We start from the raw sequence: 20287 nt of genomic DNA, 5'->3' as shown, positions 1-20287 counted from the left end.
CTATGACCAACACCCAGAACATCAAGGGCCTGCTGGGCACGAAGCTCGGCATGACCCAGGTCTGGGATGAGGACAACAAGCTCATCCCTGTGACCGTGGTCAAGGCAGACCCGAACGTCGTCACCCAGCTGCGCTCCGAGGAGACCGACGGCTACACCGCCGTGCAGATCGCCTACGGCCAGATCGATCCCCGCCGCGTGACCAAGCCCCTGGCCGGTCACTTCGAGAAGGCCGGCGTGACCCCGCGTCGCCACCTCGTCGAGCTGCGCACCGCCGACGCCGCCGAGTACTCCCTCGGCCAGGACGTGACCGTGGAGGTCTTCGAGGCCGGCCAGAAGGTCGACGTCGTGGGCACCACCAAGGGCAAGGGCTTCGCCGGCGCCATGAAGCGCCACGGCTTCGCCGGTGTGGGCGCCTCGCACGGCCAGCACAAGAACCACCGCAAGCCCGGCTCCGTGGGCGGCGCGTCCACCCCCGGCCGCGTGTTCAAGGGCCAGCGCATGCCCGGTCGCATGGGCGCCGTGCGCCAGACCACCATGAACCTGACCCTCCACGGCATCGACGTGGAGAACAACCTCCTGCTGATCAAGGGCGCGGTGCCCGGCTCCAAGGGCCAGGTCGTGCTCGTCCGCAGCGCCGTGAAGGGAGCCTGAGACCATGGCTGAGAACTCCGTGAAGACCGTCCAGGTCGATCTGCCCGCCGAGCTCTTCGACGTGCAGTCCAACGTGCCGCTCATGCACCAGGTCGTCGTCGCCCAGCTCGCCGCCGCCCGCCAGGGCACGCACAAGACGAAGCGCCGCGGCGAGGTGTCCGGCGCCGGTCGCAAGCCGTTCAAGCAGAAGGGCACCGGCCGCGCCCGTCAGGGCTCCATCCGCGCCCCGCACATGACCGGCGGCGGCATCGTCCACGGCCCGACCCCGCGTGACTACTCGCAGCGCACCCCCAAGAAGATGAAGGCCGCCGCCCTGCGCGGTGCCCTGTCGGACCGCGCCCGCAACGGCCGCGTCCACGTCATCGAGGCCCTCGTGTCCGGGACCACCCCGTCCACCAAGGCCGCCAAGGCGGGCCTCGCGTCCCTGAACACCGGCCGCAAGAACGTGCTGCTGGTGATCGACCGGGCCGACGACGTCGCCGCCCTGTCCGCCCGCAACCTGCCCGCGGTCCACACCCTGTACGCCGACCAGCTGAACACCTACGACGTGCTCGTCTCCGACGACGTCGTGTTCACCCAGGCGGCCTACGAGGCGTACGTGGCCCAGGCTTCCGGCGCCAAGAAGGAGGATGCCCAGTGAGCGGCTCCATCAACAAGGATCCCCGCGACGTGATCATCGCTCCCGTCGTGTCGGAGAAGAGCTACGGTCTGATCGACGAGGGCAAGTACACCTTCCTGGTCGACCCGCGCTCCAACAAGTCCGAGATCAAGCAGGCGGTGGAGCGCATCTTCAACGTCGACGTGGCCTCGGTCAACACCCTGAACCGTTCCGGCAAGCGCCGTCGCACCCGCTTCGGGTGGGGCCAGCGCAAGTCCACCAAGCGTGCCATCGTCACGCTCAAGGACGGGACCATCGACATCTTCGGAGGTCCGCTCGCCTGATCGGCGTGCGGAGACCACTTAATCGAGGAACTGACACATGGCTATCCGTAAGTACAAGCCGACCACCCCGGGCCTGCGTGGCTCGTCCGTGGCCGACTTCGCAGAGATCACCCGGTCCACGCCGGAGAAGTCCCTTCTCCGTCCGCTGCACAAGACCGGCGGCCGCAACAACACCGGTCGCATCACCACCCGTCACAAGGGCGGCGGCCACAAGCGCCAGTACCGCCTGGTCGACTTCCGTCGCCACGACAAGGACGGCGTGCCCGCCACCGTCGCGCACATCGAGTACGACCCGAACCGCACCGCCCGCATCGCGCTGCTGCACTACGCGGACGGCGCCAAGCGCTACATCCTGGCCCCGGCCAAGCTGAAGCAGGGCGACGTGGTCGAGGCCGGCCCGAACGCCGACATCAAGCCCGGCAACAACCTGCCGATGCGCAACATCCCCGTGGGCACCACCATCCACGCGGTGGAGCTGCGCCCCGGCGGCGGCGCCAAGATGGCCCGCTCCGCCGGCGCGTCCGTGCAGCTGGTCGCCCGCGAGGGCAAGTACGCCCAGCTGCGCCTGCCCTCCGGTGAGATCCGCAACGTCGACGTGCGCTGCCGCGCCACGATCGGCGAGGTCGGCAACGCCGAGCAGTCGAACATCAACTGGGGCAAGGCCGGCCGCATGCGCTGGAAGGGCGTCCGCCCGACCGTCCGCGGCGTCGTCATGAACCCGGTCGACCACCCGCACGGCGGTGGCGAGGGCAAGACCTCCGGCGGTCGTCACCCCGTCAACCGGAACGGCAAGCCCGAGGGCCGCACGCGTCGTCCGAACAAGGAAAGCGACAAGCTCATCGTGCGTCGCCGTCGTACCGGCAAGAACAAGCGATAAGGGAGCAGGGAAGACATGCCTCGCAGCCTGAAGAAGGGCCCCTTCGTCGATCAGCACCTCTACCTGAAGGTTCTGGCCGAGAACGAGAAGGGCAGCAAGAACGTCATCAAGACCTGGTCCCGCCGGTCGATGATCATCCCGGACATGCTGGGTCACACCATCGCGGTCCACGACGGACGCAAGCACGTCCCGGTGTTCGTCACCGAGTCCATGGTGGGTCACAAGCTGGGCGAGTTCGCCCCGACCCGGACCTACCGCGGCCACGTGAAGGACGACAAGAAGGGCAAGCGCCGCTGAGCCTGAGGGCACAGCACGCTTGACCTTCTCGAGAATCGAAAGAGAGAAGCAATGGAAGCCAAGGCAATTGCGCGCCACCTGCGCGTGACGCCGATGAAGGCCCGGCGCGTCGTCGACCTGGTCCGTGGCAAGCAGGCCACCGAAGCACTGGCCATCCTGAAGTTCGCCCAGCAGGGCGCTTCGGAGCCGGTGTACAAGCTGGTGGCCTCCGCGGTGGCGAACGCCCGCGTCAAGGCGGACCGCGAGGGCCAGGCCTTCGACGAGGACGCCCTCTACATCACCGAGGCCTTCGTGGACGAGGGCCCGACCATGAAGCGGTTCCAGCCCCGTGCTCAGGGCCGCGCGTACCGCATCAACAAGCGCACGAGCCACGTGACCGTGGTCGTCGCGTCCAAGGACGAGAAGGGTGGGAACTGACAATGGGCCAAAAGATCAACCCCAACGGGTTCCGCCTCGGCATCACCACCGACCACGTCTCGCACTGGTTCGCGGACTCCCACAAGGAGGGCCAGCGCTACGCTGACTTCCTCAAGGAGGACGTCAAGATCCGCGAGCTGATGACCACCGGCATGGAGCGCGCCGGCATCTCCAAGGTGGAGATCGAGCGCACCCGTGACCGCGTGCGCGTGGACATCCACACCGCGCGTCCGGGCATCGTGATCGGCCGCCGCGGCGCCGAGGCCGACCGCATCCGCGGTGAGCTCGAGAAGCTCACCGGCAAGCAGATCCAGCTGAACATCCTCGAGGTCAAGAACCCCGAGACCGATGCCCAGCTGGTGGCGCAGGGTGTGGCCGAGCAGCTCGCCTCGCGCGTGGCGTTCCGCCGCGCGATGAAGAAGGCGATCCAGTCCGCCATGCGCGCCGGCGCGCAGGGCATCCGCATCCAGTGCTCCGGCCGCCTCGGCGGCGCCGAGATGAGCCGCTCGGAGTTCTACCGCGAGGGTCGCGTGCCGCTGCACACCCTCCGCGCGAACATCGACTTCGGCAAGTTCGAGGCCAAGACCACCTTCGGCCGCATCGGCGTGAAGGTCTGGATCTACAAGGGCGACCTGACCGCCAAGGAGCTCGCGGCCAAGGAGGCCGCGCAGCCCTCCGGCCGTGGCCGTGGCGGCGAGCGCCGTGGCGGCGGTGAGCGTCGTCGTCGCAACGATCGCGCCGAGCGTGCTCCCCGCCAGGAGAACGCCGGCGCCGGCGCCGAGACCCCGGCCGCCGCTCCCGCTGAAGGAGGCAACGCCTGATGCTGATCCCCCGTCGCGTCAAGCACCGCAAGCAGCACCACCCCAAGCGTTCCGGCGCCGCCAAGGGCGGCACCACCGTGACGTTCGGCGAGTGGGGCATCCAGGCGCTCACGCCGGCCTATGTGACCAACCGTCAGATCGAGGCCGCCCGTATCGCCATGACCCGCTACATCAAGCGTGGCGGCAAGGTCTGGATCAACATCTACCCGGACCGTCCGCTCACCAAGAAGCCCGCCGAGACCCGCATGGGCTCCGGCAAGGGCTCGCCGGAGTGGTGGGTCGCCAACGTCAAGCCCGGACGCGTGCTCTTCGAGCTGTCGGGTGTCACGGAGGACGTCGCCCGCGAGGCGCTCCGCCTGGCCATCCACAAGCTGCCGCTGAAGGCCCGTATCATCCGTCGAGAGGGTGGTGAGTGATCCCATGGCGATCGGCACCAAGGATCTGAACGTCGAGTCCCTGGACGGGATGGACAACGCCCGCCTGCTGGAGGCCCTGAAGTCCTCCAAGGAGGAGCTGTTCAACCTGCGCTTCCAGGCCGCCACCGGTCAGCTGGACAACGCCAGCCGGCTGAAGGCCGTCAAGCGTGACATCGCGCGCATCTACACGATCCTGCGCGAGCGCGAGCTGGGCATCCGCGGCGATGTCGCCGCCGAGGCGCAGGCCGAGAAGAACGAGGAGGCTGCCAAGTGACCGAGCAGACCCCGGCCGTCTCCGAGGAGCGCGGCTACCGCAAGGCCCTCCGTGGCATCGTCGTCTCCGACAAGATGGACAAGACCATCGTCGTCGAGGTCGAGGACCGCAAGAAGCACTCGCTCTACGGCAAGGTGCTGAAGACCTCGAAGCGCGTGAAGGCGCACGACGAGGACAACACCGCCGGCGTGGGCGACCGCGTCCGCCTCGCCGAGACCCGCCCGCTGTCCGCCTCCAAGCGGTGGCGTCTGGTGGAGATCGTCGAGCGCGCCAAGTGATCGACCCGGCCCCCTGAGGGCCGGCGACGCAGAGGGCCGCCCCGTGCACTGGCACGGGGCGGCCTTGTGCGTTAGACTCTGATATTCGTGCGCCCTCTCGTTGGCAGGACCATCCATCCTGTGTGCCGAGGGCCGCGCACGCCGATCCCGGATCCGCCTCGGCCCTGCCCTGCGCGCCCCTCCGCTCTCGACCTCCCCGACGCTGTCTGAACACGCGTCGCCGGGGGACGACGGCGGGCGGCCCGCCTCGGGGGAGGGGTAAGCGTCCCGGGATGCCCGTTCAACCGTTCCGCAAGGCTCGCCCATCGTGGGGGAGAACCGGCGCGACGCTAGGAGAGACAAGTGATCCAGCAGGAGTCGCGGCTCAAGGTCGCCGACAACACCGGTGCGAAGGAAATCCTGACCATCCGTGTTCTCGGCGGTTCCGGACGCCGCTACGCAGGCATCGGCGACACCATCGTCGCCACCGTGAAGGACGCCATCCCCGGCGGCAACGTCAAGAAGGGCGACGTCGTCAAGGCCGTGGTGGTCCGCACCCGCAAGCAGTCCCGCCGTCCCGACGGCTCGTACATCAAGTTCGACGAGAACGCGGCGGTCATCCTGAAGACCGACGGCGAGCCCCGTGGCACGCGCATCTTCGGCCCCGTGGGTCGCGAGCTGCGTGACAAGAAGTTCATGAAGATCGTGTCGCTCGCCCCGGAGGTGATCTGACCTCATGGCCAAGATCAAGAAGGACGACCTCGTCCAGGTCATCAGTGGCAAGGACAAGGGCAAGCAGGGCAAGGTCCTGCGCGTGTTCCCGGCGGATGAGCGCGTGCTCGTCGAGGGCGTGAACCGCGTGACCAAGCACCTGCGCGCCGGCCAGGACAACAACGGTTCCACCGAGGGCGGCCTGCAGGTCGTCGAGGCCCCGATCCACATCTCGAACGTGGCCGTGGTGGACCCGGAGACCAAGAAGCCGACCCGTGTGGGCTACCGCTTCGAGACCGTCGAGAAGGACGGCGTGAGCAAGACCGTGAAGGTCCGCTTCGCCAAGGCCTCGGGGAAGGAGCTGTGATGACCGAGGTGCAGCAGACCGAGAAGGTCACCCCGCGTCTGAAGACCAAGTACCGCGACGAGATCCGCGGCGCCCTGCAGGAGCAGTTCCAGTACGGGAACGTCATGCAGGTGCCGGGTCTCGTGAAGGTCGTCGTCAACATGGGCGTCGGCGAGGCCGCCAAGGACTCCAAGATCATCGACGGCGCGGTCGCCGACCTCACCGCCATCACCGGCCAGAAGCCGATGATCACCAAGGCCCGCAAGTCCATCGCGCAGTTCAAGCTGCGTGAGGGCATGCCCATCGGCACGCACGCCACGCTCCGTGGCGACCGCATGTGGGAGTTCCTGGACCGCCTGGTCACGCTCGCGCTGCCGCGCATCCGTGACTTCCGCGGCCTGTCCGACCGCCAGTTCGACGGCAACGGCAACTACACCTTCGGCCTGTCCGAGCAGACCGTGTTCCACGAGATCGATCAGGACAAGATCGACCGCGTGCGCGGCATGGACATCACCGTGGTGACGACCGCCAAGAACGACGACGAGGGCCGCGCGCTGCTCAAGGCGCTGGGCTTCCCGTTCAAGACCGACCAGTAAGACCTCCACGCCACAGGTCCTCCACCGGTGAACCGGTGGCGGAAACCACGGCGAGAAAGGGCGTGAAGCCCACATGACCATGACCGATCCCGTCGCAGACATGCTGACCCGTCTGCGCAACGCAAACTCGGCCTACCACGACACCGTGTCCATGCCGTCCTCGAAGCTGAAGACTCGCGTCGCCGAGATCCTCAAGGCCGAGGGCTACATCCAGGACTGGCGCGAGGAGGAGGCCGAGGTCGGCAAGAAGCTGACCATCGACCTGAAGTTCGGCCCGCAGCGTGAGCGTGCGATCGCCGGCCTGCGCCGCATCTCCAAGCCGGGCCTGCGCGTGTACGCGAAGTCCACGAACCTGCCCCACGTGCTGGGCGGCCTCGGCATCGCCATCCTGTCCACCTCCTCTGGTCTCCTCACGAACCAGCAGGCCGCCAAGAAGGGCGTGGGCGGAGAAGTCCTCGCCTACGTCTGGTGACGGGCAAGACGGAAGAAAGGCTGAACTGACATGTCTCGAATCGGACGTCTCCCGATCACCATCCCCGCCGGCGTCGATGTGACCATCGACGGCGACCGCGTCTCCGTGAAGGGCCCCAAGGGCCAGCTCGAGCACTCGCTGCCCACGCCCATCACGGTCACCCTCGAGGAGGGGCAGGTCACCGTGGCCCGCCCCGACGACGAGCGTGAGTCCCGTTCCCTGCACGGTCTGACCCGCACCCTCATCAGCAACATGGTCGAGGGCGTGACCAACGGCTTCTCCAAGCAGCTCGAGGTCGTCGGCACCGGCTACCGCGTGCAGGCCAAGGGCCAGGACCTCGAGTTCGCCCTGGGCTACTCCCACCCCGTCCCGGTGAAGGCGCCCCAGGGCATCACCTTCACGGTGGAGGGCAACAAGGTCACCGTCGCCGGTATCGACAAGCAGCAGGTCGGCGAGACCGCCGCCAACATCCGCAAGCTGCGCCGCCCCGACCCGTACAAGGGCAAGGGCGTGCGCTACGCGGGCGAGCAGATCCGCCGCAAGGCCGGAAAGGCAGGTAAGTGATGTCTACTCTGAAGGTGAAGGGCAAGGGCAAGTTCAACGCCCGCACCCGCCGCCACCTCCGGGTGCGCAAGCGGATCTCCGGCACCACCGTCCGTCCCCGCCTCGTCGTCAACCGCTCTGCACGGCACATGTTCGTGCAGGTCGTGGACGACACGCAGAGCCGCACGCTCGCGTACGCCTCCACCATGGAGGCCGACGTGCGTGCGCTCGAGGGCGACAAGACGGCCAAGGCCAAGCGCGTGGGCGAGCTCGTCGCCGAGCGTGCCAAGGCGGCCGGCATCGAGGCCGTGGTCTTCGACCGCGGCGGCAACAAGTACCACGGGCGCGTCGCGGCCGTGGCCGACGGTGCGCGAGAGGGTGGGCTGCAGCTGTGACCGAGAACATCAACCAGAAGGACACTCAGGTGACCGAGAGCACCGAGACCACCGTCTCCGAGACCGGGTCGGGCTCGGCGAGCCAGACCACCGAGCGCGCCACCGGTGGCCGCGGCGGTCGCGACGGCGGCCGCGGTGGCCGTGACGGCGATCGTCGTGGCGGCCGTCGCGACGACCGCAACCGTCGTGGCGCCCAGGACGACGAGAAGGACCAGTTCCTCGAGCGCGTCGTGGGCATCAACCGCGTCTCCAAGGTCGTCAAGGGCGGCCGCCGCTTCTCCTTCACCGCCCTCGTGGTGGTGGGTGACGGCGACGGCACCGTCGGCGTCGGCTACGGCAAGGCGAAGGAGGTCCCCGCCGCGATCCAGAAGGCCGTGGAGGAGGCCAAGAAGTCCTTCTTCCGCGTCCCCCGCGTCGGCTCCACCATCCCGCACCTGGTGCAGGGTGAGGACGCCGCCGGCGTCGTGCTGCTCCGCCCGGCCTCCCCGGGTACCGGCGTGATCGCCGGCGGTCCGGTGCGCGCCGTGCTCGAGTGCGCCGGCATCCACGACGTGCTGTCCAAGTCCATGGGCTCCGTGAACGCGATCAACATCGTGCGCGGCACCGTGGACGCCCTCAAGAAGCTGGAAGAGCCCCAGGCCGTCGCCGCCCGCCGCGGCAAGGCCCTGGACGAGATCGCCCCCCATGCGATGCTGCGCACCATGGAGAACGATCGCGCCCAGAAGAGCGCGAAGGCAGGTGCGTGAGCCGTGTTTGAGCCCACCCGCAAGAACATCCAGCCCTCGGACGCCACCCTGGTCATCACCCAGACCCGCGGCGTCACGGGCTCCAAGCAGAACCATCGGGACACCCTGCGCTCGCTGGGCCTGAAGCGGATCGGCCACCAGGTCACCCGCAAGGCCGACGCGGTGACGGTCGGCATGGTCAACACCGTGCCGCACCTGGTGTCCGTGGAGGAGGTCAACAATGGCTGACAACGACGCCATCAAGGTCCACGACCTGCGTCCGGCCCCCGGTGCCAAGACCGCCAAGACCCGTGTGGGTCGCGGTGAGGCGTCGAAGGGCAAGACCGCCGGTCGCGGCACCAAGGGCACCAAAGCCCGTTACCAGGTCCGTGCGGGCTTCGAGGGCGGCCAGCTGCCCCTGCAGATGCGTCTGCCGAAGCTCCGCGGCTTCAAGAACCCGTTCCGCACGGAGTACCAGGTCGTGAACCTGGACAAGCTCTCCGCGCACTTCCCCGAGGGCGGTGAGGTCACCGTGGACGCGCTCGTGTCCAAGGGCCTCGTCCGTCGCGGTCAGCCCGTCAAGGTGCTGGGCACGGGGGAGATCACCTCGGCCGTGCAGGTGAAGGCGAACGCCTTCTCCTCGTCCGCCGTGGAGAAGATCCAGGCCGCCGGCGGGTCCACCGAGACCCTCTGACACGCCGACCCATCCACCGAGGGCCCTGGCCCGGAGCAGCCGCTCCGGACCAGGGCCCTCGGTCCATCCGTGTAGACTCGCACAGCGGCCGCCCCGGTGTGGCCGCCGTCTCGTGCCCCGCCCCGCGGCCGGCGCGCGCCCCACAGGACCACCGCAGGAGGACTCGTGCTCAAGGCCATCGCCCGGATCGTCCGGACGCCTGACCTGTTGCGGAAGATCGCCTTCACGCTCGCGCTCATCGCCGTCTACCGGATGGGCGCCTTCGTGCCGGCCCCCGGGGTGGACTACCCGGCGGTGCAGCAGTGTCTCGCGGCGGGCAACGCCCAGGGCGGCCTGTACTCCTTCGTGAACATGTTCTCGGGCGGGGCGCTCCTGCAGGTGTCCGTCTTCGCGCTCGGCATCATGCCCTACATCACGGCGTCGATCATCGTGCAGCTGCTGCGCGTGGTGATCCCGCGCTTCGAGCAGCTCCACCAGGAGGGCCCGCAGGGCCAGGCGACGCTGACGCAGTACACCCGCTACCTGACCCTCGCCCTCGCCCTGCTGCAGGCGACCACGATGGCCTCGCTGGCCCGCACCGGGGCCCTGCTCGGATGCAGCCTGCCGCTGCTGCGCGACGGCTCCATCCTCACGGTGCTGCTCGTGGTCATCGCCCTGACCACCGGCTGTCTCATCGTCATGTGGTTCGGCGAGCGGATCACCGAGAACGGCGTGGGCAACGGCATGTCCCTGCTGATCTTCACCTCCATCGCGGCGGGCTTTCCGGCCGGCCTCGGCCAGGTGGTCCAGACGCAGGGCTGGCGCGTGTTCGCGATCGTCATGGGGATCGGCCTGCTCACCATGCTGGCCATCGTCTTCGTGGAGGAGTCGCAGCGCCGGATCCCGGTCCAGTACGCCAAGCGGCAGATCGGCTCGCGGACCGTGGGCGGGTCGAGCACCTACATCCCGGTCAAGGTGAACATGGCCAACGTCATCCCGGTCATCTTCGCCTCCTCCGTGCTGATGCTCCCGAGCATCCTCATCCAGTTCAACACGCCGCAGGACGGCAGTGCGCCGGCCCCGTGGATCACGTGGCTGAGCCGGTACTTCGGCCCCGGCGACCACCCGGTGTACATGGCCCTGTACTTCCTGCTCATCATCGGCTTCACGTACTTCTACGTGTCCATCACGTTCAACCCGGTGGAGATCTCGGACAACATGAAGCGCTACGGCGGCTTCATCCCCGGCGTCCGCGCCGGCCGGCCCACCGAGCGTTACCTGCAGTACGTCATCAGCCGCATCACGCTCGTGGGCGCCCTCTACCTGGGTATCGTGGCCATGATCCCGCTGATCGCCTTCGCGGTGATCGGCACCAGCCAGAACTTCCCGCTCGGCGGCACGTCCATCCTCATCATGGTGGGCGTCGGCCTCCAGACCGTGAAGCAGGTCAGCGCACAGATGGAGCAGCGCCACTACGAGGGCCTGCTGCGCTGAGCCCCGACCCGATCCCGCAACGCCGTCCGTATCGACAGTGAGGAACACACGATGACCCGCATGCTGCTCATGGGCCCTCCCGGTTCCGGCAAGGGCACCCAGGCCGCCCGGATCGCCGACAAGCTGGGGATCGTCCCGATCTCCACCGGTGACATCTTCCGCCACAACGTGAAGTCGATGACGCCGCTCGGCGTCGAGGCCAAGAAGTACATCGACAACGGCGACTTCGTCCCCGATGAGGTCACGAACCGCATGGTCGCGGACCGCATCGCCCAGGCCGACGCGGAGCACGGCTTCCTGCTGGACGGCTACCCGCGCACGAAGGGCCAGGTCGAGGCGCTGGACGCCATGCTCGCCGAGTCCGGCCAGTCGCTGTCCGCCGTCGTCGAGCTGGAGGTGCCCGACGAGGAGCTCGTGGAGCGTCTGCTCAAGCGTGCCGAGATCGAGGGCCGCGCGGACGACACCCAGGAGGTCATCGAGCACCGCCTGGACCTGTACCACCGCGAGACCGAGTCCGTCATCCAGGAGTACGTGGAGCGCGGCATCGTCGCCCGCGTGGACGGCACCGGGCAGATCGACGACGTCACCGAGCGCCTGCTGCAGGCCGTGTACTCCGTGCGCTCCGCCACGGGCTCCCTGCCCGTGATCCAGCCGGGTGCGGAGTCCTGACCCCGTGATCGGCCGCCGCTCGCTCGAGCTCAAGACCGCCCCCCAGCTGCTGGCCATGCAGCGCGCGGGGGTGGTCCTGTCCGAGGCACTGGACGCCACGCTGGCCGCGGCCGCGCCGGGCGTCACCACCGCGGAGCTGGACGCCGTGTTCGCGGGCGTCCTGGCCGAGCGCGGTGCGACCTCCAACTTCCTGGGCTACTACGACTTCCCGGCCTCGATCTGCACCTCGGTCAACGACGAGGTCGTGCACGGCATCCCCGGGGACCGGGTCCTGCAGACCGGCGACGTGCTGAAGGTCGACGGGGGCGCGATCGTGGACGGCTGGCACGCCGACTCGGCCCGCACGGTGATCCTGGGCTCCTCCGCGGCCGGCACCGCGGACCCGGCCGACGAGCGCCTCTCGGCGATCACGCGGGAGGCGCTCTGGGTCGGCATCGCGGCCTTCGCCTCCGCCACCCATGTCGGGGACATCGGGGACGCCATCGACGACTTCGTCTCGGCGCAGCCGGGCGAGGAGCTCGGCATCCTCGAGGAGTACGTGGGGCACGGCATCGGCTCGGCCATGCACCTGCCGCCGGACGTGTTCAACTACCGCACCGGCCACCGGGGGCCCAAGATCCGCCCCGGTCTGGCACTCGCCATCGAGCCGATGCTGGTGCGTGGCTCCATCGACACGAAGGTGCTCGCGGACGACTGGACCGTGGTGACCCTCGACGGCGCCCGCGCGAGCCAGTGGGAGCACTCGGTCTGCCGGCACGACGGCGGTGTGTGGGTGCTCACCGCGCCCGACGGCGGCGCCTCCGAGCTCGCCCGGTTCGGCGTGGTCCCGGTCCCGCCGGGGGAGTGAGCGGCCCGAGCTGTCGGCCGTCCGTCCCGCCCGTCCGGCGGACCGGGCGGCCGTCGTCGTCTGTGCTGGTTCTCAGACCGAGAATGCGGTATCATCGAACGTTGTTCGTGTGCGCGCACTCGTGTGCGCCGGCGAGCAGACCCGTTCCCGCCCCGTCACCCGGCCCTCCGCGGCCGTGCCCGGGGCATGACGATTGTGGAGGACATGGCTAAGAAGGAAGGTGTCATCGAGGTCGAGGGCACGGTGTCGGAGGCATTGCCGAACGCGATGTTCCGGGTCCGTCTGCAGAACGAGCACGTCGTGCTCGCCACGATCTCCGGAAAGATGCGTCAGCACTACATCCGCATCCTCCCCGAGGATCGCGTCGTGGTGGAGCTTAGCCCGTACGACCTCAACCGGGGTCGGATCGTGTACCGATACAAGTAAGAACCCCCGTCCAAGCGAGCGCAGGAGGAAGAGCCGTGAAGGTTCAGCCGAGCGTGAAGCGGATTTGTGACAAGTGCCAGGTCGTGCGCCGTAAGGGCCGCGTGCTGGTGATCTGCTCGAACCCGCGCCACAAGCAGCGCCAGGGCTGATCGCCTCCCCGGGAGCCCGGGGAGCGACGCCGTCGCGTTGACCACACCACCCACCGGCCATCGGGCCGAACAGCAGGGACAGCGGTCCACCCCGTGAGGGGAGGGCCCCCACCTCCGGCCGCAGGGGCCGGAGACCGACGACGGCGGACGCCCGCCGCGGAGCACGCCGGATCTTCCCCGGCGCCGCGACGACGGGTCCGCGAGGCCCAGTGCCGCGTCGTGCGGGACGTCCCTGGTGCAGACCCCTGCTGCAGAAGAACAGGAGGACGGCCACATGGCTCGTCTTGCAGGCGTTGACATTCCGCGCGAGAAGCGCGTGATCATCGCACTCACGTACATCTACGGTGTGGGCAAGACCCGCGCTGAGGAGACCCTCGCCGCCACGGGCATCGACCCGAACATCCGCGTGAAGGACCTCTCCGACGAGCAGCTGGTGCAGCTGCGCGACCACATCGAGGGCAGCTACAAGGTGGAGGGCGACCTCCGCCGCGAGGTGGCCGCCGACATCCGTCGCAAGGTGGAGATCGGCTCCTATGAGGGCCTGCGCCACCGCCGCGGCCTGCCGGTGCGCGGCCAGCGCACGAAGACCAACGCCCGTACCCGCAAGGGCCCCAAGAAGACGGTCGCCGGCAAGAAGAAGTGATCCTGCACCGGCGGTGACCGCGTCCACGTCCGGACGCCCCGCCCGCAGCATCAGCACCAGCAGCTTTCCCGGAGGAGAATCACATGCCCCCCAAGACTCGCGCATCGGCTGCCCGCAAGCCGCGTCGCAAGGCCAACAAGAACATCACCGTGGGCCAGGCCCACATCAAGAGCACGTTCAACAACACCATCGTGTCCATCACGGACACCACGGGTGCCGTCATCTCCTGGGCCTCGTCCGGCGAGGTCGGCTTCAAGGGGTCGCGCAAGTCGACCCCGTACGCCGCGCAGATGGCCGCCGAGCAGGCCGCCAAGCGTGCGCAGGAGCACGGCATGAAGAAGGTGGACGTCTTCGTGAAGGGTCCGGGCTCGGGCCGCGAGACCGCCATCCGCTCCCTGCAGGCCGCCGGCCTCGAGGTGGGGTCCATCCAGGACGTCACCCCCATGGCCCACAACGGCGCTCGCCCGGCGAAGCGCCGCCGCGTCTGACCTGAGCGCTGTGTCCGCGTCCGCCCCCGCCCGGGGCGGACGCGGACAGGTCTGCGGACCTGCCCCCACCCCGTCCTCGTTTCCACCCACCGCGTGCGTCATATGGCGGACGCTCGCCGAAAGGAAATGTCCGTGCTCATTGCACAGCGCCCCACGCTGACCGAAGAGGTCGTCTCCGACCGTCGTTCCCGGTTCGTCATCGAGCCCCTGGAGCCCGGCTTCGGCTACACCCTCGGCAACTCCCTGCGCCGCACTCTGCTCTCGTCGATCCCCGGTGCTGCCGTGACCAGCATCCGCGTGGACGGCGTGCTGCACGAGTTCAGCACCGTCAACGGAGTCAAGGAGGATGTCACCGAGATCATCCTCAACATCAAGAAGCTCTCCGTCTCCTCGGAGAACGACGAGCCCGTGGTGGCCTACCTGCGCAAGCAGGGGGCCGGCGTCGTCACCGCCGCGGACATCACCGCGCCGGCCGGCGTCGAGATCCACAACCCGGACCTGCACATCGCGACCCTGAACGCGAAGGGCAAGTTCGACATGGAGCTGACCATCGAGCGCGGTCGCGGCTACGTGACCGCCGCCCAGAACAAGTCCGCGGACGCGGAGATCGGCCGTATCCCGGTCGACTCCATCTACTCCCCGGTCCTCAAGGTGACCTTCAAGGTCGAGGCCACCCGTGTGGAGCAGCGCACCGACTTCGACCGTCTGATCCTGGACGTGGAGACCAAGGAGAACATGCTGCCGCGTGACGCGGTGGCCTCTGCCGGCTCCACCCTGGTCGAGCTGTTCGGCCTGGCCCGCTCGCTCAACGTCGAGGCCGAGGGCATCGACCTGGGTGACGAGCCCGAGGTCGTCGAGGGCTCCGCCGACCTGGCCCAGCCGATCGAGGAGCTCGAGCTCACCGTGCGCTCGTACAACTGCCTCAAGCGCGAGGGCATCCACACCGTGGGCGAGCTCGTGGGCCGTTCCGAGGCCGACCTGATGGACATCCGCAACTTCGGCGCGAAGTCCATCGACGAGGTCAAGGAGAAGCTCCAGGAGCTGGGCCTGTCCTTCAAGGACTCGCCGGCCGGCTACGACCCGCAGGCGCACGCGCGCCAGATGGACGACGACCCGTTCTCGGACTTCTGAGCCGATTCCGCACCACCTGACATCTTCGACCCGACGCCGCAGCCGGCTGAAGGGTCCCACCCGAGGAGAAACACCATGCCTACCCCCACCAAGGGTCCGCGTCTGGGCGGCAGCCCGGCCCACGAGCGCATCATGCTGGCGAACATGTCCGCCCAGCTGTTCGAGCACAAGTCGATCACCACGACGCTCACCCGCGCCAAGCGCCTGCGCCCGTACGCCGAGCGCCTGATCACCTTCGCCAAGAAGGGCGATCTGCCGGCCCGCCGCAAGGTGCAGGGTCTCATCGCCGCCAAGAACCGCACCAACAAGGCGGTCGTGCACGAGCTGTTCACCGTGATCGGCCCGGCGATGGCCGAGCGCAACGGCGGCTACACCCGCATCACCAAGATCGGCAACCGCCAGGGCGACAACGCGCCCATGGCCGTGATCGAGCTGATCATGGACCCGATCTCCGGCAAGCAGGCCGTGGTGCGTGAGGCCGAGCAGGCCGCCGCGTCCGCGCCGGCCGCCCCGGCCGAGTCCACCCCGGTGGAGGCCGTCGACCCGGCCGCCACCGAGGAGGTCACCGTGGCCGAGTCGCAGGAGACCGCCGCCGAGATCGACGGCGCCGTGCCCACCAACGAGGACGGCTCGGCTCCGGCCGAGGCCGCCATCAAGGGCAACGCCAGCTCGAAGAAGTACCACGTCCCCGGCTCGCGCTGGTATGACCAGACCACCGCCGAGGTCTGGTTCTCCACCGTCGAGGAGGCCAAGGCCGCGGGCTTCGAGCCCGCCGGTGGCGAGGCCGCCCAGAAGATGGCCTGACGCCATCGCGGGAGTCCGCGTCCGTCCCCGTGACGACGCATCGGCGAAGGGCCGTCCACCACTCGGTGGGCGGCCCTTCGCCGTCCCCGGCCCCGCCCCGCTGAGAGGAGCAGCATGAGCGAGCAGCACCGCCCGGACGCCCCGTCGGCGCCCGGGGAACCCGCGTCCGTGCGAGTCCGCCTGGACCTGGCCTACGACGGCGGCACCTTCCACGGCTGGGCCCGCCAGCCCGGTCTCGACTCGGTCCAGGGTGCGCTGGAGGACGGGCTCGAGCGGATCCTGCGCCGGCCCGTGCGCACGGTGGTCGCCGGCCGCACCGACGCGGGGGTGCACGCGCGCGGCCAGGTCGTCCACCTCGACCTGACCGAGACGGAGTGGGCGGGCCTGACCCGCGGCCGGCCCGGCCTGGAGCCGGCCACCTCCCTCATCCGACGCCTCGGCGGGGTGCTCTCCGGGTGGGGCGGGGCCGTCGTCGTGCACGGGGCGCGGCGGGCCCCCGCGGGCTTCGACGCGCGGTTCAGCGCGCTGTGGCGCGAGTACGAGTACCGGATCGACGACGCACCCGCCGCGCGTGATCCGCGCACGCGGGGCTTCACCCACTGGCACGGCGCCGCCCTGGACGATCGCCTCATGGCCCTGGAGGCCGACGCCGTCTTCGGACTGCACGACTTCCTGTCCTTCTGCCGGCCCCGCGCGGGCGCCACGACCATCCGCGAGGTGAAGCACCTGGAGGTGCGACGCGATGAGGACGGCGTCGTGCGCATCCGGATCCGGGCCGACGCGTTCTGCCACAACATGGTCCGGGCCATCGTCGGGGCGCTGCTGCAGGTGGGGGAGGGGGCCCGCGAGCCCGGCTGGCTCGCGCACCGGGTGGCGAGGCCGGCCCGCGACTCCGAGGTGCGCCTCGCCCCGCCCGGGGGGCTGACGCTGCTCGCCGTCGGCTATCCCGACGAAGCGGAGGAGCTGCGCCGGCGCGCCGAGGGCACCCGGGCGAAGCGGACCCTGTGAGCCGGGGTCGCCCGCGGCGGCGGCTTTTGGCTCCGGGGCCCGCGTTCGGTAGGATGGGTGGACGTTGCGCATGCCCGCACCCGGATGCGTCGTGCCGCGAGTGGCTCAGTTGCATGGCCTCCAGCTCGCGCCGCACCCCCGGGGCATCGGGCCCGGACGCCTTCCAGCCCTCACCTGGGGGACCGGCGCGCACGGAGAACTGACAGCGCGAGCGCGCCGGAATCACGACCCGGCGGGCAGGTGCTGTGGACCACCACCGACCCTGAAGGCAGACAACGTGCGTACGTACTCTCCCAAGCCTGGTGACGCCGACCGTCAGTGGCACATCATCGATGCCACCGACGTCGTCCTCGGCCGCCTGGCCTCCCACACCGCCGCCCTCCTGCGCGGCAAGCACAAGCCGACGTTCGCCCCCCACATGGACATGGGCGACTACGTCATCATCGTGAACGCCGAGAAGGTCGCCCTCACCGGCGCCAAGCTCGAGAAGAAGCGCGCCTACCGCCACTCGGGCTACCCGGGCGGCCTGAAGTCGCAGTCCTACGCCGAGCTGCTCGAGACCAACCCGGTCCGCGCCGTGGAGAAGGCCGTCAAGGGCATGCTCCCGAAGAACTCGCTGGCCGCCCAGCAGCTCTCCAAGCTGAAGGTGTACAAGGGCGCCGAGCACCCGCACACCGCCCAGCAGCCCCAGACCTTCGAGATCGGCCAGGTCGCCCAGTGACCCCGGCGGGCCACTGACGCAGACCTTCCCTGAGGAGAACCATGAGCATCAACGAGAACGACGACGTGGAGCTGACGAGCTACACCTCTGAGTCCACCGCCGCCGCCGAGGCCCCCGTCGCCTCCGAGCGCCCGGCCCTGACCGTGCCCGGCTCCGCCGTCGGCCGCCGCAAGGAGGCCGTGGCCCGCGTGCGCCTCGTCCCCGGCTCCGGCCAGTGGACCATCAACGGCCGCGCCCTGGAGAACTACTTCCCCAACAAGCTGCACCAGCAGGAGGTCTCCGACCCCTTCACGCTGCTGGAGCTGACCGGCGCCTACGACGTGATCGCCCGCATCCACGGCGGCGGCCCCTCCGGCCAGGCCGGTGCGCTGCGCCTGGGCATCTCCCGCGCCCTCAACGAGATCGACCGCGAGCACAACCGCCCGGCGCTCAAGAAGGCCGGCTTCCTGACCCGCGACGCCCGCGTCATCGAGCGCAAGAAGGCCGGCCTCAAGAAGGCCCGCAAGGCCTCGCAGTTCTCGAAGCGCTGATCCTGCGCCGCACGGTGTCCCCACCGTGCCCCCGCCGACGCCCCGTCCCGCTCCTCACGAGCGGGGCGGGGCGTCCGCCGTCTCCGTGGGCCGGCGGCACCTGACCCAGGGGTAATATGAAGGCGCATGGCGACGACGCCATGACGGGCCGCTCGCCCGTCCGGTGCGCGGTCCGATCGGAGACACCCTCAGGAGCCGCCGTGGCCGAGAACACGAGTCCCACGCCCGACCCCCGCACCCGTGGCGAGCACGGCACGGAGCACGCCGCGCAGGCCCCCTTCGCCGTGACCCGTGACTACGCCGCCGAGGTGGACGAGATCCGGGAGCTGGGCCGCAAGCTCGGCGGGGAGAAGAAGACCCCCACCCCGGACCCGCAGGCCTGGCGTGAGGGCTACCCGTACAAGACCAAGCTCAGCCGCAAGAGCTACGAACGACGCAAGCGCGAGCTGCAGATCGAGCTGCTGAAGATGCAGCTCTGGGTCAAGGAGACCGGCCAGAAGGTCCTGATCATCTTCGAGGGCCGGGACGCCGCCGGCAAGGGCGGCGCCATCAAGCGCTTCAACGAGCACCTCAACCCCCGCGGCGCCCGGACCGTGGCCCTGGAGAAGCCCACGGAGGAGGAGGCCTCGCAGTGGTACTTCCAGCGCTACATCCAGCACCTCGAGTTCATGCGCGAGACCCCTGAGCTGGAGCGCATGCTCGTCAACTCCGGCGTGCACATCATCAAGTTCTGGTTCTCCGTGTCCCAGCGCGAGCAGCTCAACCGCTTCGCCGCGCGGGAGACCGACCCCGTGCGTCGCTGGAAGCTCTCGCCCACCGACCTGGCCTCCCTGGACAAGTGGGACGACTACACGAACGCGAAGGAGGCCATGTTCTTCTACACGCACACGGCCGACGCCCCGTGGACCGTCGTGAAGTCGAACGACAAGAAGCGCGCCCGCCTCGAGGCCATCCGCCATGTGCTGCACACGCTGCCCTACCCGGACAAGGACGAGCGCATCGTCCACCGCCCCGACCCGCAGATCTGCGGCCCGGCCAACGAGCTGGCCGAGTACGGCGAGGTCTCCGGCGGATCGTTCCCGCGCGTGCGCTGACCGGGCCGCGCACGACGGCGCCCCTCACCGTCCGGGGAGGGGCGCCGTCGTGGGGAGCGGGGGCGGGTTCAGCCGCGCTCCTCCTCCACGTACTCCGGGGTGACGTGGGCGTCGTCGAAGAGGTTGTCCGCCCCGAAGCCCTCCGAGACGTGGTACTCGCCCGAGGCCAGGGAGAGGCGGACGTCCTCGCGCAGGATCGGCAGCTTGGCGTAGAACGCGTCGCCGCAGCAGCTGGTGGCGGTGACGTCGCGGTGGCCGATGATGCGGGACGGCGGCAGCTCGTACTGCTGGCAGATGTAGGCGACGAGCGGCACCAGGCCGGCGTAGAGGCTCTGCGGCGGCGGGTTCAGCATGTACAGCCCCTCGCACTCGATGCCGAGCGCATACGCGTTGAACCCGAGCGCGTGGACGCCGAGCATGAACGTCTGTCCGCCCTCGAGCGCGTGCCGGGAGCCGTGGCGGCCCTCCATCGCAAAGCCGCCGCGGGAGACGGTGAAGTGCTGCCCGGTGTCGCCCCAGTCGTTCGCGGGGCTCATGTGCGCGTTCTGGACCACCTGCGCGATGCTCTCCGCCGCCTCCCGGGAGCCGTCCGTGACGTTCGGCGTGGTGGTGTGGTGGATCACCAGGTAGGAGGGGCGCTCGTTCAGGGTCTGCAGGTAGTAGTTGGGCTGCATGGCGCCCCACTGCGCGGTGGTGATGATGTCCGGGGCGGGCAGACGGGTGGCCTGCTCGTCGCCCTCCGAGCTCTGCTCGGCCTGCTCATCACGCCCGCAGCCGGCCACGCCGGCGGCGATCGCCAGGCCCGTGCCGCCCAGCACGCTGCGGCGCGTCCAGGAACGGGGGAGCGGGGGCGGGGTCACGTCGGGCA

33 protein-coding genes are annotated in these 20287 nt (G+C 69.5%); 32 read left to right on the top strand and 1 reads right to left on the bottom strand.

What is annotated here, in order from left to right; all coding sequences use genetic code 11:
- Positions 1-2: 2 nt before the first annotated feature.
- From rplC to J1M39_RS03920, 32 genes are all read left to right on the top strand, one after another.
- A complete protein-coding gene (rplC, locus tag J1M39_RS04075; protein ID WP_036317759.1) occupies positions 3-653 on the top strand; it encodes a 50S ribosomal protein L3 in 651 nt (216 codons plus the stop codon).
- Positions 654-657: 4 nt separating this feature from the next.
- A complete protein-coding gene (rplD, locus tag J1M39_RS04070) occupies positions 658-1293 on the top strand; it encodes a 50S ribosomal protein L4 (RefSeq protein WP_036381542.1) in 636 nt (211 codons plus the stop codon).
- Positions 1290-1595, top strand: coding sequence for a 50S ribosomal protein L23 (rplW, locus tag J1M39_RS04065; protein WP_002857471.1), 306 nt, complete (start codon positions 1290-1292; stop codon positions 1593-1595). The genes rplD and rplW overlap by 4 nt, the downstream gene beginning before the upstream one ends.
- Positions 1596-1632: 37 nt before the next feature.
- Positions 1633-2472: a 50S ribosomal protein L2 gene (rplB, locus tag J1M39_RS04060; RefSeq protein ID WP_010080386.1), complete on the top strand. Its 840-nt coding sequence runs from the start codon at positions 1633-1635 to the stop codon at positions 2470-2472.
- A 15-nt stretch (positions 2473-2487) separates the two neighbouring features.
- A complete protein-coding gene (gene rpsS, locus J1M39_RS04055; RefSeq protein ID WP_002857475.1) occupies positions 2488-2769 on the top strand; it encodes a 30S ribosomal protein S19 in 282 nt (93 codons plus the stop codon).
- 51 nt (positions 2770-2820) lie between these two features.
- On the top strand, positions 2821-3186 hold the full coding sequence (rplV, locus tag J1M39_RS04050; protein WP_017487837.1) for a 50S ribosomal protein L22: 366 nt from the start codon (positions 2821-2823) through the stop codon (positions 3184-3186).
- A gap of 2 nt (positions 3187-3188) precedes the next feature.
- Positions 3189-4007: a 30S ribosomal protein S3 gene (rpsC, locus tag J1M39_RS04045; protein WP_002857479.1), complete on the top strand. Its 819-nt coding sequence runs from the start codon at positions 3189-3191 to the stop codon at positions 4005-4007.
- Positions 4007-4423, top strand: coding sequence for a 50S ribosomal protein L16 (rplP, locus tag J1M39_RS04040; protein WP_036317764.1), 417 nt, complete (start codon positions 4007-4009; stop codon positions 4421-4423). Before rpsC ends, rplP begins: the two co-directional genes overlap by 1 nt.
- Positions 4424-4427: 4 nt before the next feature.
- Entirely contained in the window at positions 4428-4697 is a 270-nt protein-coding gene (gene rpmC / locus J1M39_RS04035; protein WP_036317766.1) for a 50S ribosomal protein L29, read from the top strand.
- Positions 4694-4975 (top strand): 30S ribosomal protein S17, encoded by a 282-nt coding sequence (gene rpsQ, locus J1M39_RS04030; RefSeq protein ID WP_036317768.1) that lies wholly within the window; start codon positions 4694-4696, stop codon positions 4973-4975. Before rpmC ends, rpsQ begins: the two co-directional genes overlap by 4 nt.
- A gap of 342 nt (positions 4976-5317) precedes the next feature.
- Positions 5318-5686 (top strand): 50S ribosomal protein L14, encoded by a 369-nt coding sequence (gene rplN / locus J1M39_RS04025; RefSeq protein ID WP_002857487.1) that lies wholly within the window; start codon positions 5318-5320, stop codon positions 5684-5686.
- A 4-nt stretch (positions 5687-5690) separates the two neighbouring features.
- Entirely contained in the window at positions 5691-6032 is a 342-nt protein-coding gene (rplX, locus tag J1M39_RS04020) for a 50S ribosomal protein L24 (protein WP_036317770.1), read from the top strand.
- Entirely contained in the window at positions 6032-6607 is a 576-nt protein-coding gene (gene rplE, locus J1M39_RS04015; RefSeq protein ID WP_036317773.1) for a 50S ribosomal protein L5, read from the top strand. The genes rplX and rplE overlap by 1 nt, the downstream gene beginning before the upstream one ends.
- Positions 6608-6680: 73 nt before the next feature.
- Positions 6681-7079 carry a 30S ribosomal protein S8 gene (rpsH, locus tag J1M39_RS04010; RefSeq protein ID WP_002857494.1) on the top strand — a complete coding sequence of 133 codons (399 nt, stop codon included), beginning with the start codon at positions 6681-6683 and terminating at the stop codon, positions 7077-7079.
- A 30-nt stretch (positions 7080-7109) separates the two neighbouring features.
- The gene (gene rplF / locus J1M39_RS04005; protein ID WP_036317775.1) at positions 7110-7643 is read left to right on the top strand and encodes a 50S ribosomal protein L6; all 534 of its coding nucleotides are present in this window, start codon (positions 7110-7112) and stop codon (positions 7641-7643) included.
- Complete coding sequence (gene rplR, locus J1M39_RS04000) at positions 7643-8017, top strand: 50S ribosomal protein L18 (protein WP_002857498.1); 375 nt, start codon at positions 7643-7645, stop codon at positions 8015-8017. The genes rplF and rplR overlap by 1 nt, the downstream gene beginning before the upstream one ends.
- Positions 8014-8763: a 30S ribosomal protein S5 gene (gene rpsE / locus J1M39_RS03995; protein ID WP_002857500.1), complete on the top strand. Its 750-nt coding sequence runs from the start codon at positions 8014-8016 to the stop codon at positions 8761-8763. The genes rplR and rpsE overlap by 4 nt, the downstream gene beginning before the upstream one ends.
- A gap of 3 nt (positions 8764-8766) precedes the next feature.
- Positions 8767-8991 (top strand): 50S ribosomal protein L30, encoded by a 225-nt coding sequence (rpmD, locus tag J1M39_RS03990; RefSeq protein WP_002857502.1) that lies wholly within the window; start codon positions 8767-8769, stop codon positions 8989-8991.
- A complete protein-coding gene (gene rplO, locus J1M39_RS03985; protein WP_036317776.1) occupies positions 8984-9436 on the top strand; it encodes a 50S ribosomal protein L15 in 453 nt (150 codons plus the stop codon). Before rpmD ends, rplO begins: the two co-directional genes overlap by 8 nt.
- 165 nt (positions 9437-9601) lie before the next feature.
- Entirely contained in the window at positions 9602-10909 is a 1308-nt protein-coding gene (gene secY, locus J1M39_RS03980) for a preprotein translocase subunit SecY (protein ID WP_036317778.1), read from the top strand.
- A gap of 51 nt (positions 10910-10960) precedes the next feature.
- Entirely contained in the window at positions 10961-11578 is a 618-nt protein-coding gene (locus J1M39_RS03975; RefSeq protein WP_206496478.1) for an adenylate kinase, read from the top strand.
- Positions 11579-11582: 4 nt separating this feature from the next.
- Positions 11583-12425: a type I methionyl aminopeptidase gene (map, locus tag J1M39_RS03970; protein ID WP_206496477.1), complete on the top strand. Its 843-nt coding sequence runs from the start codon at positions 11583-11585 to the stop codon at positions 12423-12425.
- 204 nt (positions 12426-12629) lie between these two features.
- Positions 12630-12851 carry a translation initiation factor IF-1 gene (gene infA / locus J1M39_RS03965; RefSeq protein ID WP_010080397.1) on the top strand — a complete coding sequence of 74 codons (222 nt, stop codon included), beginning with the start codon at positions 12630-12632 and terminating at the stop codon, positions 12849-12851.
- A gap of 35 nt (positions 12852-12886) precedes the next feature.
- Positions 12887-13000, top strand: coding sequence for a 50S ribosomal protein L36 (gene rpmJ / locus J1M39_RS03960; RefSeq protein WP_002857509.1), 114 nt, complete (start codon positions 12887-12889; stop codon positions 12998-13000).
- Between the two features lie 274 nt (positions 13001-13274).
- Complete coding sequence (gene rpsM / locus J1M39_RS03955; RefSeq protein ID WP_017487821.1) at positions 13275-13643, top strand: 30S ribosomal protein S13; 369 nt, start codon at positions 13275-13277, stop codon at positions 13641-13643.
- A gap of 83 nt (positions 13644-13726) precedes the next feature.
- The gene (gene rpsK, locus J1M39_RS03950) at positions 13727-14131 is read left to right on the top strand and encodes a 30S ribosomal protein S11 (RefSeq protein WP_002857513.1); all 405 of its coding nucleotides are present in this window, start codon (positions 13727-13729) and stop codon (positions 14129-14131) included.
- Between the two features lie 132 nt (positions 14132-14263).
- Entirely contained in the window at positions 14264-15262 is a 999-nt protein-coding gene (locus J1M39_RS03945) for a DNA-directed RNA polymerase subunit alpha (protein WP_122054538.1), read from the top strand.
- Positions 15263-15337: 75 nt separating this feature from the next.
- Positions 15338-16066, top strand: a complete 729-nt coding sequence (gene rplQ / locus J1M39_RS03940) for a 50S ribosomal protein L17, sunset domain variant (RefSeq protein WP_061867118.1) — start codon at positions 15338-15340, stop codon at positions 16064-16066.
- Positions 16067-16180: 114 nt separating this feature from the next.
- Positions 16181-17074 (top strand): tRNA pseudouridine synthase A, encoded by an 894-nt coding sequence (locus J1M39_RS03935; protein ID WP_206496476.1) that lies wholly within the window; start codon positions 16181-16183, stop codon positions 17072-17074.
- A 277-nt stretch (positions 17075-17351) separates the two neighbouring features.
- Complete coding sequence (rplM, locus tag J1M39_RS03930; protein ID WP_036337972.1) at positions 17352-17795, top strand: 50S ribosomal protein L13; 444 nt, start codon at positions 17352-17354, stop codon at positions 17793-17795.
- A gap of 41 nt (positions 17796-17836) precedes the next feature.
- Positions 17837-18325 (top strand): 30S ribosomal protein S9, encoded by a 489-nt coding sequence (rpsI, locus tag J1M39_RS03925; protein ID WP_036317791.1) that lies wholly within the window; start codon positions 17837-17839, stop codon positions 18323-18325.
- Between the two features lie 200 nt (positions 18326-18525).
- Positions 18526-19419: a polyphosphate kinase 2 gene (locus J1M39_RS03920; RefSeq protein WP_206496475.1), complete on the top strand. Its 894-nt coding sequence runs from the start codon at positions 18526-18528 to the stop codon at positions 19417-19419.
- Between the two features lie 68 nt (positions 19420-19487).
- On the opposite strand, the gene J1M39_RS03915 is transcribed toward J1M39_RS03920, so the two are convergent.
- On the bottom strand, positions 19488-20287 hold an 800-nt coding region (locus J1M39_RS03915), incomplete at its 5' end, for a peptidoglycan recognition protein family protein (protein ID WP_206496474.1).

The sequence above is a fragment of the Micrococcus sp. KRD077 genome (assembly GCF_017168505.1).
In the GTDB taxonomy this organism is placed as follows: domain Bacteria; phylum Actinomycetota; class Actinomycetes; order Actinomycetales; family Micrococcaceae; genus Micrococcus; species Micrococcus luteus.
The sequence above is the reverse complement of the archived record's forward strand: the minus strand, read 5'-3'. Positions and strand labels throughout refer to the sequence as shown.

Bases quoted from the DNA above. Each gene is read 5' to 3' on its own strand.
- rplC (WP_036317759.1), top strand. From the start codon at position 3: ATGACCAACACCCAGAACATCAAGGGCCTGCTGGGCACGAAGCTCGGC.
- rplD (WP_036381542.1), top strand. From the start codon at position 658: ATGGCTGAGAACTCCGTGAAGACCGTCCAGGTCGATCTGCCCGCCGAG.
- rplB (WP_010080386.1), top strand. From the start codon at position 1,633: ATGGCTATCCGTAAGTACAAGCCGACCACCCCGGGCCTGCGTGGCTCG.
- rpsS (WP_002857475.1), top strand. From the start codon at position 2,488: ATGCCTCGCAGCCTGAAGAAGGGCCCCTTCGTCGATCAGCACCTCTAC.
- rplV (WP_017487837.1), top strand. From the start codon at position 2,821: ATGGAAGCCAAGGCAATTGCGCGCCACCTGCGCGTGACGCCGATGAAG.
- rpsC (WP_002857479.1), top strand. From the start codon at position 3,189: ATGGGCCAAAAGATCAACCCCAACGGGTTCCGCCTCGGCATCACCACC.
- rplP (WP_036317764.1), top strand. From the start codon at position 4,007: ATGCTGATCCCCCGTCGCGTCAAGCACCGCAAGCAGCACCACCCCAAG.
- rpmC (WP_036317766.1), top strand. From the start codon at position 4,428: ATGGCGATCGGCACCAAGGATCTGAACGTCGAGTCCCTGGACGGGATG.
- rplX (WP_036317770.1), top strand. From the start codon at position 5,691: ATGGCCAAGATCAAGAAGGACGACCTCGTCCAGGTCATCAGTGGCAAG.
- rplE (WP_036317773.1), top strand. From the start codon at position 6,032: ATGACCGAGGTGCAGCAGACCGAGAAGGTCACCCCGCGTCTGAAGACC.
- rpsH (WP_002857494.1), top strand. From the start codon at position 6,681: ATGACCATGACCGATCCCGTCGCAGACATGCTGACCCGTCTGCGCAAC.
- rplF (WP_036317775.1), top strand. From the start codon at position 7,110: ATGTCTCGAATCGGACGTCTCCCGATCACCATCCCCGCCGGCGTCGAT.
- rplR (WP_002857498.1), top strand. From the start codon at position 7,643: ATGTCTACTCTGAAGGTGAAGGGCAAGGGCAAGTTCAACGCCCGCACC.
- rplO (WP_036317776.1), top strand. From the start codon at position 8,984: ATGGCTGACAACGACGCCATCAAGGTCCACGACCTGCGTCCGGCCCCC.
- J1M39_RS03975 (WP_206496478.1), top strand. From the start codon at position 10,961: ATGACCCGCATGCTGCTCATGGGCCCTCCCGGTTCCGGCAAGGGCACC.
- infA (WP_010080397.1), top strand. From the start codon at position 12,630: ATGGCTAAGAAGGAAGGTGTCATCGAGGTCGAGGGCACGGTGTCGGAG.
- rpsM (WP_017487821.1), top strand. From the start codon at position 13,275: ATGGCTCGTCTTGCAGGCGTTGACATTCCGCGCGAGAAGCGCGTGATC.
- rpsK (WP_002857513.1), top strand. From the start codon at position 13,727: ATGCCCCCCAAGACTCGCGCATCGGCTGCCCGCAAGCCGCGTCGCAAG.
- rplQ (WP_061867118.1), top strand. From the start codon at position 15,338: ATGCCTACCCCCACCAAGGGTCCGCGTCTGGGCGGCAGCCCGGCCCAC.
- J1M39_RS03935 (WP_206496476.1), top strand. From the start codon at position 16,181: ATGAGCGAGCAGCACCGCCCGGACGCCCCGTCGGCGCCCGGGGAACCC.
- rpsI (WP_036317791.1), top strand. From the start codon at position 17,837: ATGAGCATCAACGAGAACGACGACGTGGAGCTGACGAGCTACACCTCT.